General features: G+C 70.5%; 11 protein-coding genes. 8 read left to right on the top strand and 3 right to left on the bottom strand.

Features of this window, described 5'->3' with window-relative positions; translation table 11 throughout:
- Positions 1-43 precede the first annotated feature (43 nt).
- From AC07F3_RS16780 to AC07F3_RS16745, 8 genes are all read left to right on the top strand, one after another.
- The gene (locus AC07F3_RS16780; protein WP_479114694.1) at positions 44-1387 is read left to right on the top strand and encodes a phenylacetate--CoA ligase family protein; all 1344 of its coding nucleotides are present in this window, start codon (positions 44-46) and stop codon (positions 1385-1387) included.
- A 1-nt stretch (position 1388) separates the two neighbouring features.
- Positions 1389-1721 (top strand): chorismate mutase family protein, encoded by a 333-nt coding sequence (locus AC07F3_RS16775; protein ID WP_479114692.1) that lies wholly within the window; start codon positions 1389-1391, stop codon positions 1719-1721.
- A gap of 25 nt (positions 1722-1746) precedes the next feature.
- Positions 1747-3897 carry an aminodeoxychorismate synthase component I gene (gene pabB, locus AC07F3_RS16770; protein WP_479114690.1) on the top strand — a complete coding sequence of 717 codons (2151 nt, stop codon included), beginning with the start codon at positions 1747-1749 and terminating at the stop codon, positions 3895-3897.
- Positions 3894-6086 (top strand): aminotransferase class I/II-fold pyridoxal phosphate-dependent enzyme, encoded by a 2193-nt coding sequence (locus AC07F3_RS16765; RefSeq protein WP_479114688.1) that lies wholly within the window; start codon positions 3894-3896, stop codon positions 6084-6086. Before pabB ends, AC07F3_RS16765 begins: the two co-directional genes overlap by 4 nt.
- A gap of 79 nt (positions 6087-6165) precedes the next feature.
- Positions 6166-7626 (top strand): NAD(P)/FAD-dependent oxidoreductase, encoded by a 1461-nt coding sequence (locus AC07F3_RS16760; protein WP_479114686.1) that lies wholly within the window; start codon positions 6166-6168, stop codon positions 7624-7626.
- A gap of 132 nt (positions 7627-7758) precedes the next feature.
- Entirely contained in the window at positions 7759-10911 is a 3153-nt protein-coding gene (locus AC07F3_RS16755) for an amidohydrolase family protein (RefSeq protein ID WP_479114684.1), read from the top strand.
- 13 nt (positions 10912-10924) lie between these two features.
- A complete protein-coding gene (locus AC07F3_RS16750) occupies positions 10925-12142 on the top strand; it encodes an MFS transporter (protein WP_479114682.1) in 1218 nt (405 codons plus the stop codon).
- A gap of 4 nt (positions 12143-12146) precedes the next feature.
- Positions 12147-12707, top strand: a complete 561-nt coding sequence (locus AC07F3_RS16745; protein WP_479114681.1) for a GNAT family N-acetyltransferase — start codon at positions 12147-12149, stop codon at positions 12705-12707.
- Between the two features lie 149 nt (positions 12708-12856).
- Here the strand turns inward: AC07F3_RS16745 and AC07F3_RS16740 are convergent, their stop codons facing one another.
- The 3 genes from AC07F3_RS16740 to AC07F3_RS16730 all read right to left on the bottom strand — a co-directional run bounded on the left by AC07F3_RS16740 (position 12857) and on the right by AC07F3_RS16730 (position 17269).
- On the bottom strand, positions 12857-14383 hold the full coding sequence (locus AC07F3_RS16740; RefSeq protein WP_479114679.1) for a hypothetical protein: 1527 nt from the start codon (positions 14381-14383) through the stop codon (positions 12857-12859).
- Positions 14384-14669: 286 nt separating this feature from the next.
- On the bottom strand, positions 14670-15350 hold the full coding sequence (locus AC07F3_RS16735) for a hypothetical protein (protein ID WP_479114677.1): 681 nt from the start codon (positions 15348-15350) through the stop codon (positions 14670-14672).
- Between the two features lie 41 nt (positions 15351-15391).
- Positions 15392-17269, bottom strand: coding sequence for a hypothetical protein (locus AC07F3_RS16730; RefSeq protein ID WP_479114676.1), 1878 nt, complete (start codon positions 17267-17269; stop codon positions 15392-15394).
- Positions 17270-17290: the final 21 nt, after the last annotated feature.

The raw sequence follows: 17290 nt of genomic DNA, 5'->3' as shown, positions 1-17290 counted from the left end.
GCGCCGTCGTGTACCTAGCAGAAGGGATATCGGCCGGCCCATCATGACAACCGAGACCCACGCACGCTCGAACAACGTTGTCGGCGATCACGCGATAAGGCTCGCCGACAACCTCGACACTCTCAGCCGGTCGGATCTGGAGCGGCTGCGGGACGACAACGTCCGGGCCATGGTCGCAACGGCACGCAACAGCCCTTCGGTGAGCCGTCGTTGGCCGCAGCTCGACCAGGTGAGCCACCTCTCGGAACTGGCCCGATTGCCGACATTGACACCGCAGGACCTCGCCGTGGGCTGTCCGCCCGGCTCCGACGAATTCCTCATCGACGGCGGGGATTCGGGCCTGGTGATCCGCTCCAGCGGAACCTCGGGCCTCAACAAAGTCCTCTACCACTCCTGGGAATTCACCCGTCGGGTGAACCGGCTCGGCGCCCGAGGCATCCACGCCGCCGCGCCGCCGCTGCCCCGCCGGGTGGCGAACTGCATGCACCCGGCGGAACTGGGCGGCGCCTTCACCTTCGTGCAGGACGTGCTCCAGCTGGTGCCCGCCCTCGCCTTCCCGCTCGGCAGCAAGCCCTCCATGGCCCACACAGCCGAATTGGTGCGCGAGCACGGAATTGACACGCTCGTCTCGTCCCCGTCCCACGGCGCCGAACTCGTGACCACCGAAACGGCGGCGACGGTTCCGCACCTGCGGCGGCTCCTGTACATGGGCGAGCCGGTCGGACAGGCGCGCAGGGACGCGATCGCCGCCGTGGCTCCGGAACTGACCGTCCGGTCCTTCGCGTACTCCACGACCGAGACCGGCCCCATCGGATACCAGTGCGCCCACATCTCCGCGGCGGAACACCATGTGCACGAGGACGCGGTCGTCGTGGAGATCATCGACGAAAGTACCGGCGAACTTGTGCCCGCGGGCCGCCCCGGGGCGGTGGTCGTCACTCCCCTGACGACCACCGGAATGGCCCTGTTCCGCTACTGGATCGGCGACCGCGGAAGGCTGGACCCGCCGGGATGCGCGTGCGGCAGCCAGACACAACGGCTGACGCTGCTGGGCCGGACCGGCCAGACGCTGATCGTGGACACCTGGAAGGTCTCCTCCGACCAGCTCATGGAACGGCTGGCCGCGCTCGGAGTCCTGGACCCGGCCGACTGCCAATTCCAGGTGCTGTGGGAATTCCCCCACTACAGAGTCCGGTTGCTGCTCTCGCCCCGGACGCCGACCGGAATCACCACAGGGGCCGTCGCCGAGTCCCTGCACGAAGCCCACCACATCCACCAGGTCATCACCGGCCCACGGTGCCTCGAATTCACGGTGGAGCGCACGGGCCTGGAGGAGTTCGCACAGACCGAACGGAACAAAGTCCCGGTTCTCTATCAGAGGATGTGACATGCCCGTCGGGAATTCGGACCCGCTCGAGGCGTTACGCGGAGAACTCGACCGCATCGACGAACAACTTCTTGACATCATCAAGCGGCGCATCGAATGCTGTGTGCGCATAGCGGACCACAAACGCGAGAACGGCGTCCCCATGATGCAGCCCCATCGCATCGGAATCGTTCAGCAAAGGGCGGCGGAGTACGGCGCGGCCCACCACATCGATCGTGATTTCCTCCGCCGGCTCTACGAAGTGATCATCGATGAGACCTGCCGGGTGGAGGACCTGGTGATAGCGGACCCCATCGCCTCTCCGGCGACAGGCGGCGGCAGTACTCCAGAATGAGCTTTCCAACGGGGGGAAATCTGGGATGCGTACACTCCTGATAGACAACTACGACTCATTCACCTACAACCTCTACCAATACCTCGGTGAGGTGAACGGCCGCCCGCCGACCGTCGTGCGCAACGACGTGGACATCCACGACATCGACTTCGGTGCATTCGACGCCCTGGTCGTGTCTCCGGGCCCCGGCCGGCCCGACCGGGAACGGGACTTCGGGGTGAGCGCGTCGGCCATCCGGTCCAGCGGCCTGCCCACACTCGGCGTCTGCCTCGGCCACCAAGGCATCAGCCATCTGTTCGGCGGAACCGTGGAGCACGCACCACAGCCGATGCACGGCAGGGTCTCACCGGTCAACCACACCGGCGTGGACATCCTCAAGGGCCTGCCCTCACCGTTCTCCGTGGTGCGCTACCACTCGCTCGCGGTGACCGGGATGCCCGACGACCTCGAGACCATCGCGTGGACCCCGGACGGCATCCCCATGGCGCTGCGGCACCGGTCCGAGCCGATCTGGGGCGTCCAGTTCCACCCCGAGTCCATCGGCAGCGAGTACGGCAAGGAGCTCCTCGCCAACTTCCGTGATCTGGCGCACAGTTGGCCCCGTCGGCGGGCAACGCGCCCCGCCGCCCCCAGCCCCGCGGCAGCGCCGACCCACACCCCGGCGCGGGCCGATCAGGGCCCCCTTCAGGTGCACGTCCGCCAGGTGCCCCACCTGCCCGCCGCCGAGGCGGTCTACCGCGACCTGTTCGCGGACCGCGGGCTCAGCTTCTGGCTCGACAGCAGCGCCGTGCTCGACGGGCTGTCCCGGTTCTCCTTCCTCGGAGCCGCCGACGGGCCGCTGGCCGAGTACGTCACCTACGACGTCGCGGACGGCACGGTCAGCGTGCTGCGCGCCGACGGCCACACCCACCAGGTCCGCCAGCAGTTCTTCGACTACCTCGACGAGCGGTTGCGGCAGCGCGCGATACCGACGCCGCCGGGGCTGCCGTTCGACTTCAACCTCGGATACGTCGGTTACCTCGGCTACGAGTTGAAGGCGGAGACCGGCGGCCAGGCGGCCCACCGGTCGTCGACCCCCGACGCGGCCATGCTGTTCGTCGACCGGCTCGTGGTACTGGACCACCTGGAGCGGACCACGTATCTGCTCTCCCTCAGCGACGGAGCCCCAGCGCGCACCGGCGAGGCCCAGACCTGGCTGGCCGACACGGCCGACCGGCTGTGCGCGCTGCCGCCACAGAGCGGGCCCCAGGAGGCGCCGCCCACCGTGCTCACCGCCGAGCCCGACCAGCACGAGGCCGGTCCGCGGCACGCCAAGGAGGCCTACCTCAAGCTCATCTCCCAGTGCCTGGACGAGATCCGCGACGGGGAATCGTACGAGATCTGCCTGACCAACACGGTCGGCGCGGCCGGCGTGATCGACCCGCTGCGCGCCTACACCCACCTGCGCCGGATCAGCCCCGTGCCCTACGGGGCCCTGCTCGACTTCCCTCACCTCGCGGTGCTCAGCGCCTCGCCCGAGCGCTTCCTGTCCATCGGTGCCGACCGCGTCGCCGAGTCCAAGCCGATCAAAGGAACGCGGCCGCGCGGGGCCACCCCGAGCGAGGACGAGGCCCTGCGGGCCGACCTGTTCGGCCACGAGAAGGACCGCGCCGAGAACCTCATGATCGTCGACCTGGTCCGCAACGACCTCAACATGGTGTGCGACGTCGGCAGCGTGCACGTACCCGTCCTCTTCGACGTCGAGACCTACGCCCCGGTGCACCAGCTGGTGTCGACGATCCGGGGCAGGCTGCGCCCGTCGGAGTCCGCGGTGTCGTGCGTGCGGGCCGCGTTCCCGGGCGGTTCGATGACGGGAGCGCCCAAGCTGCGCACCATGGAGATCATCGACCGGCTGGAGGACGGGCCGCGCGGGGTCTACTCCGGGGCGCTCGGCTGGTTCTCGCTCAGCGGGGCAGCCGATCTGAGCATCGTCATCCGCACCCTGGTGTCGGCGAACGGAGAGACCACCTTCGGGGTCGGCGGCGCCATCGTCGCGCTGTCCGACCCGGAGGAGGAGTACACCGAGACCGTCGTGAAATCGCGGGCCATGCTCGCGGCGGTGGCAGCGAGCGCCGCCGAAGCCGCCGACGCGTCCACCGTCCACACTGCCGTCGAACAAGCGGAGTTGAGTCGATGAACACCCTCGCACTGGGCCGGTGCGTCGTCGTCGGAGCGGGAGCGGTGGGCGCCATGTTCGCCCGGCTGCTCACGGACTCGGGGGCCGACGTCCTGGTGGTCGACCGCACACCCGCCTCCGGCTCCCCCACGCTCACCCCGTTCCTGCGGGGCGATGTCACCGACGTCGACGCGGAGTTCGCCCGTGAACTGGGCCGTGCGGACACGGTGTTCCTGGCCGTTCCCGAACAGGTCGCGCTGTCGGCGGTCAAGCCCCTGACCGGGCTGCTCCGACCCGGCACCCTGCTCGTGGACACCCTGTCGGTCAAGAGCGCGCTCATCAGCCTGGTGCGCGAGACGGCCGACGGTCTCGAAGCGGTCAGCCTCAACCCGATGTTCGCGCCCTCCCTCGGCATCGAGGGCCGCCCGGTCGCCGCCGTCGTCGTCAACGAGGGCCCGCGCGGCATGGAGTTGCTGCGTCTCATCGAGGGCTGGGGCGGCCGCGTGGTCCGGGTCGACGAGCACGACCACGACCGGCTCGCGGCCGCCTCCCAGGCGCTCACCCACGCGGCCGTCCTCGGCTTCGGCCTCGCGGCGTCCCACCTGGACGTCGACATCGCGGAGTTGCGCGCCCTCGCACCGCCCCCGGCCACCATGCTGCTCGCACTGCTCGCCCGGATCACCGCCGGCTCCCCTGAGGTGTACTGGGACGTACAGGCCGCCAACCCGCAGGCACCTGCGGCCCGCGAGGCACTGGCCGCCGGGCTGCGCCGGATCGCCGACCACCTCGGGGGCGTGGCCGACTTCGCCACGCTGCTCGACGAGTGCCGCGACTTCCTCGGCTCCCACGGCGAGCACTACGCCGCCGTCTGCGCCCACGCCTTCGCGGAAATCAACACCAGTGATCCCGGCGGGAGTTCGCCCGCCTCGCCCGAGCCCCCGGGCGACGGGGGAACAACGGCGCCACCTGCGGAGAAGGAGTCGAACCGGGCGAACTGGGTCGAGTCCCGGATCAGCAAGACCTCCGACTCCATGGACCGCGCCTTCGACGAGGGCCTCACCGGCCACGTCGTCACCGAGCGGTCGGGCAAGCGCGTCCGCCTGCAGGACGGATCGGAGTCGGTGGAATTCGTCTCCTGCTCCTACCTCGGCCTGGAGGAGCACCCCGCTCTGGTCGACGCCGCGGCCGAGGCGCTGCGACGCTACGGCGCGCACCTGTCGTCGTCCCGGAACCGGATGCGCCCGGTGTACCTCGGTGAGCTGGAAGAGCTGCTCTCCACGGTGTACCGGGGCAACAAGGCCGTCGCCTTCACCTCGGTCGGCAACGTCCACCTGGGGCTGCTGCCGCTGCTCGGGTCCGGCGCGCTGCCCAGCTATCCGGTCGCGCCCGGCGGCGTGACGTTCATCGTGGACCGCACCGCCCACGCCTCCATGCAGGTCATCCGGGGCATCCTGGAGCAGATCGGCCCCCTGCACCGCTTCGACCTCGCCGATCAGGAAGCGCTGGCCGGCATCCTCAGGGACTGCGGTGCGGCCGGGCGCACACCGATCGTGCTGGTCGACGGCGTCGGTTCGATGGGCGGTCTGATCGACGTGGTCGCTCTGCACGCGGCCCTCGAACCGTACGGCGGCCATCTCTACGTCGACGACGCGCACGGCATCTCCATCGCGGGCCCGCTGGGCGGCGGATACGCCTTCGAGGAGTTCGGCGACCGGCTCCCGCCGAACGTGGTCATCGCCGGCTCCCTGTCCAAGGGGTTCGGCGGAGCGGGCGGCTTCGCACTGGTTCCCGCCGAGGCCGACGTACGCGTGCTGCGCAAGTTCGCCAACCCGCTGGTCTTCGGCCACTCGATCATGCTCCCCATGCTGGCCGCCGACGTCGCCGCGGCCCGGCTGCACCTCAGCGGCGAGGTGGCGGCGTTGCAGCAGCGACTGTGGCACAACGCCGACGTCCTCGACGCCCTCACCGACGGGCAGCTGGTCAACGCCGGCCTGCGCTCGCCGGTCCGGGGCGCGCACTACCCCACCGAGGAGGCCGGGTTCGCCGCCGCCAGGCGACTGCGCGCGGCCGGAGTGCTCGTGCTGCCCGCGTTCTTCCCGACGGTGGCCAAGGGCACCGGCCTGGTGCGCCTCGCCCTGTCCGCCCTGCACGAGCGCGAACACCTGGAGATCGCCGCCGAGGCGCTGGCGCTGACCCCCGCCGAGAACTGACCCCGTCGTCACATCCGCCGACGCACACGTTCCTGATCCCGCACCTGAGCTTTCCCATCCATGAGGAGACAGCACTACCGTGACGATCACTCAGGAAGACAAGCAGTCGTACGACGTCATCGTTGTCGGCAACGGGGCGCTCGGCCTCTCGCTGGCACTCACGCTGGCCCGCCGCAAGATCCGGGTCGCCCTCCTCGGACAGCCCCACCGCCCGTGGGCGGCGTCGACCGCGGCCGGCGCGATGAACGGCTGCTTCGGCGAGGTCACCACCACCCTGGTGGCCAGCGAACACGGCCGGTCCAAACTGGAGATGGACATCCAGGCCCGCAAGATGTGGCCCGAGTGGTCGCGGCAGCTCGCCGAGGAGACCGGACAGCCCAACGTCCAGACCGCCGACGGCACGATCGTCCACCTGAACACGGTGGGCCACCCCGGCATCGACGAGGGCAACTACGAAGCGATCCGGACCGAGTTGGACCGCTACGACGAGCCCTACGAGGACATCGACCCGGCCGACATCGAGTGGATGGAGGCCCACGCGAGCCAGCGTTCGCTGAAGGCGTTCTTCATCCCGGGCGAGCACGCCGTGGACTCCCACCGGCTCCTCGACCAGCTCCAGGCGGCCTACCTGAACACCGGCGGGACGCTCATCGCCGAGCACGGTGTGCGCCTCGCCTACAGCAACGGCAGGATCGACGGCGTGGTCCTGGAGTCCGGGGACACCCTGGTCGCCAAGGACGTCGTGCTCGCGGCGGGTGTCCGGTCCCAGGACCTCCTCGACACGGTGCCCGACATCGCCCGCCGGGTGCCGCGCCTGGTCAGCGGATACGGCGTGTCGGCGCTGATCCAGACCGACGACAACACCGTGCCGCGCAGCGTCATCCGCACCCCGAACCGGGCCTTCGCCTGCGGCCTGCACATCGTGCCGCGCACCGACGGCCAGGTGTACGTGGGCGCGACCAACATCATCTCACCGGAGCCGATGGACACCCCCGTCCTGCGGGACGTCCAGTTCCTCCTCGACTGTGCCCACCGCCAGGTCCGTACCGGACTGTGGAACGGCGGCCTCGCCAAGCTCCAGGTCGGCAACCGGCCGGTGTCCCTGGACGCCTTCCCGCTGCTCGGCGAGACGGAGGGCCTGGCCGGCCTGTGGATGATGACCGGCACCTACCGCGACGGCCTGCACCTGTCCCCGCTGCTCGCCCAGGAGATAGCGGGCCGGATCCTCGGCGAGAAGGCCGAGCTGGACATCGACCGTTTCCGGCCGGTGCGGGCGCCGATCCAGCCGATGAGCCGCGAGGAGTCGGTGAATCAGGCCGTGACCCACATGCTGGCCACCGGTTGGGAGTACAACTGGCAGGTCACGGTCGACTGGCCGGTCATCGTCGAATACAACATGCGCCCGTCGTACCAGAAGTGGGCGGAGGACTTCGACCCGCAGTTCACGCCGCCGCCCGAGCTGCTCGCCGCGTCCAGGATCCACCCGAGTCTGGTCAAGATGCTCCAGGACTACTACGAGGCCAGTCGCGCCGAGGCCTGATCCACCACGGTCCGCGGAGCGGCGCAAGCCGCTCCGCGGACCGTGGTGCTCGCCGCACGACCGCCCCTGCTCCTCCCGCTTCCTCGTGTTCCTCTTCCTTCCCGTTCACGACATTGAAAGATCGAGGTCTCAGTGTCCGCACGCGATCGTGAACCGCACCAGATCCGACGCCGCGAGGTGCTGCGTTACAGCGGCGGACTGGCGGTGGCCGCCGAAGCCCTCTGGCTCGCCCCCTCGCTCGTGGGCGGGGCAGGCCAGGCGGAGGCCGCCCAGGCCACGGACGAGACCGTGCGGTCGGTGGCCGTGCACGAGAGCTCCAACCTCCGTGCGGTGATGTCGCCCGACGGCCGCACCATCGCCCTGGACGCCCTCAACTCGATCTGGCTGCTGCCCGCGGACGGCGGGCAGGCCCGCCGCCTCACCGACGACGTACAGGACTCCACCCAGCCCGACTGGTCGCCCGACGGAAAGAGCCTGGTCTTCCAGTCGTTCCGCGACGGCGTCTACAACCTGTGGCGCATCGACGCGGACGGTAGCGGCCTGCGGCGGCTGACCAGCGGCCCCGGTTACGACCTGGAGCCCCGCTTCTCGCCCGACGGCAAGTACGTCGTCTACGCCTCGGACCAGGACCAGCGCAGCCGGATCCGGCTCCTGGAGCTGGCCACCGGGAAGATCCGCGTGCTCGTGGACGAGGGGCACGCCTACACCATGCCGTCCTGGTCGCCGGACGGCTGGCGCGTGGTCTACGTCGTCGACTACTCGGTCATCGAGGCCGTCGACATCGCGTCCGGCCGCCGCGAACAACTGGTCACCGCCGCAGGCGACGCGACGTTCTTCGGCCCGCAGCTCGGCCGGGACGGCACGACGCTCAGCTACATGCGGGTGACCGGGCCCCGCGGTGAACTCGTCGTCGGCGACGCGGTGGTGAGCGGGAGCGAGGACGTGTCGCCGTTCGCACCGTGCTGGCTGTCCGCCACGGAGCTCCTCTACACGTCCGACGGGAAGATCCGCCGCCGTCAACTCACCGGCGGCGTACGGGACATCGCGTTCACCGCGGTCGTTCCGCTGGCGCGCCGCGACTACCGCCGCAAGGCCAGGGACCTCACCGCCACGGGCCCCTTCGACGTCAAGGGGATCGCGGGCCCGGTCCTCTCGCCCGACGGCGGCCGGATCGCCTTCCGCGCGCTCAACGCCCTGTGGCTGCTGGAGATCGGCGGCCGGCCCCGGAAGATCGTGTCGGACGGCTACTTCAACACCGATCCCGACTGGTCGCCGGACGGGCGCTCGCTCGTCTACGTCAGCGACCGGGCGGGCACCGCCAACCTCTGGCGCTTCGACCTCGCCACCGGGCGGTCCGAGCGGCTCACCGACCTGCCCAACGCTCAGCTCACACCCCGCTGGTCGCCGGACGGCGCGAAGATCGCCTACCAGGACGAGAGCGGCGCGACCTGGGTCTTCGACCTCGCGGCCAAGGCCGCCACCAAGGTCCTGCCCGCCATGTACCAGCCGGGCAGACCGAGTTGGTCCCCCGACTCCACCCGCCTCTGCCTCGCCGCGATCCGACCGTACTCCCAGCGCTCCCTCGCGGGTCACAACCAGATCCTCACCGTCGACCTGCACGGCAACGAGATCCGCTACGAGGCCGTGGCACGCGACCGGTCCATCGCCACCCGGGGCGACGACGGTCCCGTGTGGACGGGCGACGGGAAGCACTTCGTCTTCGCGATGGAGAGCCTGGCGTGGCGGGTGCCGATCGACGCGAGCGGCCACATCACGGGCGCGCCGAGCCGGCTCACCGACGAGGTCACCGACTCGATTTCGGTCAGCGCGGACGGCCGGACCGTCCTCTACCTCTGCAACGGCGCCCTGCGCACGGTGTCCATCGACGGCGGGCGACCGCGCACCGTCCCGGTCAACCTGACCTGGCGGGCGGTCGACCGCCCCGAGCGGGTGGTCGTCCGCGCCGGGGCGGTCTGGGACGGAAGCAGCACCCAGCTGCGCCGTGACGTCGACCTGGTGATCGAGAACGGGAGGATAGCGGCGATCGTCCCCCGCGGCAGCAGACCCGGCGGCCGGGTGATCGACGCGTCCGGGCTCACCGTCATGCCCGGCCTGATCGACACACACAACCACTGGCACATCCGGGGCCGTCAGTGGGGCGACCGCGCCGGGCGGCTCTGGCTGTCGTACGGCATCACCACCAGCCGCTCCCCCGGCGACCCCGCCTACCAGATGGTCGAGACACGCGAGGCCCTGGCGAGCGGTGCCCGCGTCGGCCCGCGGTACCTGGGCACCGGAGAGGCGCTCGACGGCACCCGCGCCTACTACAACTTCATGCGTCCGGTGTTCACCCCCGAGCAACTCGAACGGGAGCTGGACCGGGCGCGCGGCCTCGACTACGACCTCGTCAAGTCCTACATGCGGCTGCCGGTGTCCTTCGAGAAACGCGTGGTGTCCTGGGCGCACGACCGGGGCATCCCGGTGACCTCCCACTACCTGTATCCCGCCGCCCACACGGGACTTGACGGCATGGAGCACACGGGCGGCGGCAACCGCCTGGGCTACTCCCGGACGCTGAGCTACGCCGGTGGACGCACCGCATCGGACTCCGTCGCGATCCTGGCCACGAGCGGCATGTGGATCTCGACGACGACCATCTTCGCCAGTGAACTGTTCGTGGGGGACCGCTCGCTGCTCGACGACGACCGGACCAAGGTGCTCTACCCCGACTGGGAGTACCAGCGGCTCCTGCGGAAGGCCGCGAACGCCGACGGCGGCCCCGGCTCCGACGTCAACCACGCGTGGACCATGGGCGACGCGGACATGCTGCTGCGGGTGCACCGGGCCGGCGGGCTCGTCGTCGCCGGGACCGACGCCGCGCTGGACGACGTCGGCATCAGCCTCCACCAGAACCTGCGGGCGATGGTCAAGTACGGCTTCACCCCGCGCGAGGCGCTGATGACGGCGACCGGCAACGCGGCCAGGTGCCTCGGCATCGAGGACAAGGTCGGCTCCATCGCCCCCGGCAAGCTCGCCGACCTCGTCTTCGTCGAAGGCGACCCCCTCAAGGACATCCACGCCGCGGCCGCCGTGCGGACCGTGCTGGTCGGCGGCCACGTCCGGACCGTCACCGAACTCCTCGCCCCCTTCCGAAGGCCCGCCGCCAACGGCCTCGCCGGCCCGGGTGTCACGGTCCGCGCCGACGCCCCCACCGCGCTCCACCGCGACGACCACTACTGGCACGAACCGGAGTGGGCGCACAACGGCTGCTGCCGGGCCCGATAAGGAGATTGTGCTCATGCGCTCGTATCGCGACCTGATGACCGTGCCTGGTGCCGCGGCCTTCGTGGCCGCCGGATTCATCGGTCGGATACCCATGTCCATGCGGACACTCGGCTGCCTGCTGATGATCGAGACACTCACCGGCTCCTACACCCTCGGCGGCGCGGTCGCCGGAACGTTCGGTCTCTCCAACGCCTTCACCGCGCCGATCCTCGCCCGCCTCGCCGACCGCCGCGGCCAGCGGCCGGTCATCCTCTGGTCGACGCTCGTCCACACCTGCGGAATCCTCGGCATCGTCCTGGCCGCCGAGGCGGGGATGCCCTCCTGGACGTACTTCCCCATCGCGATCCTGGCGGGGGCCTCCGCGCTGCCGCTGGGGTCGCTCGTGCGCGCCCGCTGGAACGCCGTCCTCGACGACGGCAAGCGGATGCAGACCGCGTACGCCCTGGAGGCGGTGCTCGACGACGTGGTGTACATCGTCGGCCCACTCCTGGTGGTGTGGCTCGCGGTCGACATCTTCCCCAGCGCCGGCCTGATCGGCGCGATCACCCTCACCGTGGGCGGCTCGCTGGTCATGGCGACGCTGCGGCGATCGGAGCCGACGATCCACCCGGACGCGGACCTGCCGCGCATCGGCGTGATCCGGATGCGCGGGATGCCGCTCCTGACGTTCGGCTACCTCGCCACCGGAACCCTGCTCGGCACGGCCGACGTGGCCGTCCTCAACTTCGCCGACAAGCAGGGCGAATCGGGAAGAGCCGGCCTGCTGCTCGCGCTCATGATCGTGGGCAGCATGATCGCCGGGTTCGCCTTCGGCCTGGTGAACTGGAAACTGCCGGTGGTCCGTCAACTCCTGTTCACCAACGTGCTGTTGTGCCTGACGATGGCACCACTGGTGCTCGTCGATTCGATGGCGGCCATGTACGGGTTCGTCATCCTGTCCGGTGTGGGCATCTCGCCGGTCCTCATCACCGGCAGCACGGTGGTCGGTTCGATCGTGCCGCGCCAGGCGCTCGCCGAGGGCTTCGCCGTCGTCGGGAGCGCACTCACCCTCGGCATGTCCGCCGGAAACGCCATCGCGGGTACGCTCGCCGATCTGGGGGGCAGTCGGCTCGCCTTCGTCTTCGTGGTCGGCTTCGGGGCGCTGGCCGCCCTCACCACGGCCGTCGGCGGCCGCTCTTTCACCCCAGCCCCGGAGGAACCCGCCTCGATCACCGCAACGGTCATGGAGTAACCGAATGATCAGCCTGGGCCACCCGATCACCACCGCACGCCTCGTGCTGCGTCCGTTCGTCGAGGACGACCTCGACGCGCTGTACGACATCCAGCGCCGGGAGGACGTCAACCGCTACCTGTACTCGTTGCCGCGCACCCGTGACGAGGTGCGGGCCAAGCTCGCCGAACGGATCACCTTCACCACGCTGGAGGACGAGGGCGACACCCTGCTCCTCGCGGTCGCCCTGCGCGACTCCGGCGCCCTCATCGGCGACGTCAACCTGCACTGGACGAGCCGGGCCCACCGCCAGGGCGAGATCGGCTACGTGCTGCACCCGGACCACCGGGGCCAGGGGTTCGCCGCCGAGGCGACCAGGCCCCTGATACAACTGGGCTTCGAAAAACTCGACCTGCATCGGATCGTCGGCCGTCTCGACGGCCGCAACACCGCCTCGATGCGCGTCCTGGAGAAGCTGGGCATGCGGCGCGAGGCGCATCTGGTGGAGAACGAGTTCGTCAAGGGCGAGTGGACCGACGAGGTCATCTACGCGATCCTCGCCCGCGAATGGCACCCGGACAGCTGACCACCGCACCCCGCACCCGGGCCGCCACTCCGCGAAGGCGGGACTGGCGGCCCGTCGGTCGCTCGAACGAAGCGAAGGACGACCTTCGTGTCCCGCGAGGCCAACCACGGCGAACAGGAGAACAGCGCCGCGGGCCTCCGCGCCCGATCTCAGCCGGCCTCCCGCACCCTCGCAGCGGTCCGTTCAGCGAGTGCGCGAACACCGTTCGCGGCGTTCTGCGACAGCTCGCCGAGTATGGCGTCGGCGGCTGCGAGGAGGGCACGGGACTGCTCAGGACGGGCGGCGTCGGTCAGGGCGAGGGTGAGCCGGTAGTGCTCCTCGGCGATGAAGCGGCCGAGGTTGACCTGCTGCCAGTGGCGCAGTGAGTCATCGCCCGGGGTGGCCAGGACGTCGCGCAGAACGGCCAGGCTGTGCGTCGCCCGGACCAACTGGCCCGCCTCCCGCTCCAGGCGGGCCAGGGTGTGCCGGGCCGAGACCCGGTCCCACGCCGTCTCCTGAAGGGCGGCGTACAGACGTTGGGCACGCAGCGCCTGGGGAAGGTCGCCGAGCTCCTCGAAGTCCCGGGCGAGCCCGCTCAGCGGCGCCGTGGCCAGGGCGCGGGGCGTCTCGGGGCGGCGGAGTCTGCTCTGGTCCATGAAGATGTCGTCGAGCTCGCGGATCAGCGTCACCCGCGCGAGGGCCACCATCCCCTGGTCCCGCGCCAGGTCGGTCCATGTGGAGACCGGCTCGTCCGACGGGTCCGTCCCGAACATCGACTCGTCGAGCGCCCGCGCCCACTGTCGCAACTCGTCCGCGCTTGCCCCCCGTTCCGGTATGCCGCCCAGGCCGCACGCCGTGTCGTAGTCCGTGTCCCGGACCTCTCGCAGCAGCGGCAGATCCCCAACATCCCCGCGCAGCGCCACGAGCACGGCCGCGAGCCGCAGTTCGTCCGTCATCGATGACCGTGTCTCATGCCTCAGCAGGTGCCGCAGCAGCTCCAGATCCCCCTCGGCGCGGTCGAACTGTGCGGCCCGCAGGGTGATCCGGCGCCGCACCGGGTCCTCGGCCACGTCACGCCAGGCTCCGCGGTCACCCTCCCGCAAACGGGCGAGATCGGCACGGCCCGCCGCGAGCACGGGTTCCCACAGCGGCGGGCCGGCCGGTCCTATCCGGTCGTACGCGCACCCCTCCTCCGCGTTGAGCAGAACGAAGTCCGGCTCGGTCCGCAGCAGTTCGGCGCGCAGCCTGCGGATCAGGTCGACCGGGGAGCGTTTGGGGAAGCCCAGCGCCGCGCGGAGCTCGGCCCGCGCTTCGTCGATTTCGTAGTGCTCGCGGATGTCGTCCTCGGCCTCCGCGACGTACGCCAGGATCTTCTCCTCGCCTTCGTCGAGCGCCAGACATGTGTAACCACGCCAACCGGGCAGGCCTATCAGCATCTCCAAGGCCTCGTCGACGCTGGAGCCTATGATCCCCGCCGCGCCCTCCGAGTCGGCGTAGAGCACCGAGCCGTCCGCGCACACGAAGTACGTGCCGCCGGTGTCGTCACCGGCGACCGTCTCCAACGGCCCGCCCAGGGCGAGGCGCACCTCTTCGACATGGCCATGGGCGGCGCGGTCAAGGTCGAAGTCGAAGGGAAAGGCGGCCAGTTCGGCCAGGCGGCGGTCCTGCCGCAGCAGCCGTAGCGCGTGATCGGTCATGTCACAGAACGTAACATCGTCCACTGACAACGGGCTGCGCTCGGCAGAGCGCGGGGGGCCTGCGCACGCTGTACCCCCGCACGACCCCCAGCACCGGATGAGCCGATCCACAGCAACCGCCCGACAGGAGTCGTGTACCGCCGCCCTCAGCTGGTGTCGCGCGGAGTTGCCCTTCGGGCGCAGCTCGCGGGACGAGGGTCCCGTGAGCTGCGCCCGAGTGCCGGGATCGGCAGCGGGCCAGGATCCGGACCGGGCGGCGGTAGCCGGGACCGGCGAGAGACAGCCGTCAGTGCGTGGGCCAGCCGTCCAGGTGGCGGTGCGTCGTGACAACGGGCTGCGTACCGGCTTGTGGCGCGGAGGCCGCGGCGTCACGCAGGACGCCCGTCACCTCGTCCGCCAGGGCGTCCACCTGCCTCTTGAGGTCGGCTGCCGGGACGGTCGACCGGGTCAGCGCGTCGAGGCGCTGGTGAATCAGGGCGAGTCGGCGCTGCGCGTTCTGGTCCAGGGTGAACGGCTTCGCGGTGGACACGATGAACTGGTAGGCCCCAGCCAGGGTTTGGCAGCCGGTGCAGGACCGGTTCGCGGCGTCGCCGACGTTGACGGCGTTCAGATGGGTGCGGACGTTGGCCATCGTGACGATCTGAAAGGACAGGGCCACCGACCGGCAGTGGGCGTCGGCGGAACAGCCCACGGACACGGCGTTGGCCTGGTTGCGTACGTCGGCGCTGTTCACCGAGCCGAACTGCTGGACCGTGAAGGTGTCCTTGACCTGGGTGTGGTGCAGAGGGTCGGCATGGGTGAAGGTGTGGTCCTGGGCGATCGCCACACCGCCGACCATCGCATGGGCGCTGGCCTGAGCGGGGGCGGCGGTCGCGACGCTCGCCACACCGGCCGCGAACAGTCCGAGGCGTACGGAGCGGCGGGTGAGCAGACTCGCGGTGGAAGGCGGCTTCTGATGGCGGCGCATGAAGGTCTCCTGAGGTGGTCGGCCCCGCGGCACGTGGTCTCTCATGTCGCGGCCGGGCTCGGGGCGGGCGTGGGGCTGGCGGTGGGGGGTGGGCTCTGTGGCGGCGTGGGAGTCGGCGAGGTAGGGGGAGGTGACGCCGGTTGTCCGGAGGGCTTCGCGGAGGTCCGGGGCTTGGCCGTGCCGGCGATGGCCGGGGGCTTGGAGGTGCTGGGGTGGGGGTTCGGTGACACCGGCGAGGTCGCGGTGGGGCTCGCGGAAGCGCTGGATCGGGGCCCTGCCGAGGGTGAGCCGGTCCTGGGCGACGGTGTGACGGGAGTGGGTGAGGCGGTGGGGCGCCGTCGCCGGGCGGGGGTGTGGTGGACCGGTGGCCGCGACGTCGGGACGCCGGGTTGCAGGACGGGCGCGATCGGCGGCCGTTGGGGCAGTGGCCTCGGTGTCATGCCTGACACCCATGCGTAGCTCAGACCCGTCAGCGCGGCGAGGGACAGAGCGCAGAGGGCGATCCTCAGCCGGGGTTTGTGAGCGGTGGATTTCGCGGCCGCCCGGATCAACCGACCGGCGAGCTTGACCGACAGGTACGTCACTCCGGCCATCGGACACAGCAGCATCACCGAGCCGATCACGCCGACCAGTCCCGAGGCGAAGTGCCCGCTCGTGAACGCGGCCGCGGTGCCGCCCAGTTGTTCCGTCAGCGACCGGGTCATCGTCGCGATGATGCGGGGCAGGTTCCACAGGCCGTACCCGAGTTCACCGGCGAGCAGGGGCACCATCGTCAGGACCCAGGTGGCGACGATGAGGCGGGCGGATCGTTTGAGACCCGCGACTTCCCTGCGGGCCGCACGCCCGCGGCGTCCCGGCACCAGGCTCAGCAGGATGGGGCGGACCTTGCCGTAGAGGTCCGGGATCCCGGCGAGGTCGCCCAGGATGTAGTAGCCGTCGAGGCGGACGGCCGGCATGAGTTGTTCCAGGACCTCGAAGTGCCCCAGATACACGGCGGACAGGAAGAACACCTGACCGGTGGCGAAGTAGGCCCCGGCCATCCCCAGCATGAAGACGACGTTGAAGTACACGCCGCCGAAGTCGGTGCGCAGCCTGCCGGCCCGCCCGATCCGGTAGACGTCGGTGACGTCGGTGTAGAGGGAGGGCCAGATGAGGAAGAGTCCGCAGCCGATGCATCCTGGCCGGGCGCCCCCGTATTCGCAGGCCGAGGCGTGGCCGAACTCGTGGAAGACGAGCGAGGCCACGGTCAGGGCGAAGGCCACCAGGATCAGGACCGGCTGGTCCAGCACTTCCAGGACGGGTTCGACCGCCCCGAAGAAGGCGAAGAACCAGACGTCCATGGCCACGGCGGCGGCCAGCACCAGGGCGACCGCGACCGGTGAGTGCAGCCAGGCGAGGCTGCGGGCGATCCCGGCCACCCGCCGTTCGCCGAACAGGACCCGGTGGCCCTTGAGGGCGAGCAGAAGCTCCGATCGCGGCGCGGAGACCTCCTCGTCGGCCGCGCCCTCGGGCACGGTGACGCCGAGCGGCGTCAGCTTCTCCTCGATCAGGTATCGGACGTTGTCCTTGCTGACCTCGCGGCCGTAACGGGCGCTGACCCGGTGGGCGACGGTCTCCAGGTCGCGGATGCCGTCGATCGACTGGGCCACCAGGTACAGCAGCCGGGACAGCTGGACCACCTGCCCGTCCCCCCGCCGGGCGATGTACTTGGGTTCGGTGAAGCCCGAACCCTGGTATTCGCCGTGCAGTTGGAGACTGGCGCTGAGCCGGGGCACGGGCGGCCGCTCGGGTCTCGCGGTCCCGGCGGCCGCCCGGCCCTCCACCGGGGGGTGTTCGTACACCACCGGGAGTCCCCCCGGCCCGGGCAGCGGTGGACCGCCGCCATGCCGTGCTGTGGTCCCGTCTCCGAGCAGCGACATGTGTTCGTACTCCCCCCGGCG

It is taken from the genome of Streptomyces sp. NPDC045846 (genome assembly GCF_056431605.1).
This window is presented reverse-complemented; position numbering and strand designations above follow the sequence as displayed.

Bases quoted from the DNA above. Each gene is read 5' to 3' on its own strand.
- AC07F3_RS16750 (WP_479114682.1), top strand. From the start codon at position 10,925: ATGCGCTCGTATCGCGACCTGATGACCGTGCCTGGTGCCGCGGCCTTC.
- AC07F3_RS16735 (WP_479114677.1), bottom strand. From the start codon at position 15,350: ATGCGCCGCCATCAGAAGCCGCCTTCCACCGCGAGTCTGCTCACCCGC.
- AC07F3_RS16780 (WP_479114694.1), top strand. From the start codon at position 44: ATGACAACCGAGACCCACGCACGCTCGAACAACGTTGTCGGCGATCAC.
- AC07F3_RS16765 (WP_479114688.1), top strand. From the start codon at position 3,894: ATGAACACCCTCGCACTGGGCCGGTGCGTCGTCGTCGGAGCGGGAGCG.
- pabB (WP_479114690.1), top strand. From the start codon at position 1,747: ATGCGTACACTCCTGATAGACAACTACGACTCATTCACCTACAACCTC.
- AC07F3_RS16740 (WP_479114679.1), bottom strand. From the start codon at position 14,383: ATGACCGATCACGCGCTACGGCTGCTGCGGCAGGACCGCCGCCTGGCC.
- AC07F3_RS16745 (WP_479114681.1), top strand. From the start codon at position 12,147: ATGATCAGCCTGGGCCACCCGATCACCACCGCACGCCTCGTGCTGCGT.
- AC07F3_RS16730 (WP_479114676.1), bottom strand. From the start codon at position 17,269: ATGTCGCTGCTCGGAGACGGGACCACAGCACGGCATGGCGGCGGTCCA.
- AC07F3_RS16775 (WP_479114692.1), top strand. From the start codon at position 1,389: ATGCCCGTCGGGAATTCGGACCCGCTCGAGGCGTTACGCGGAGAACTC.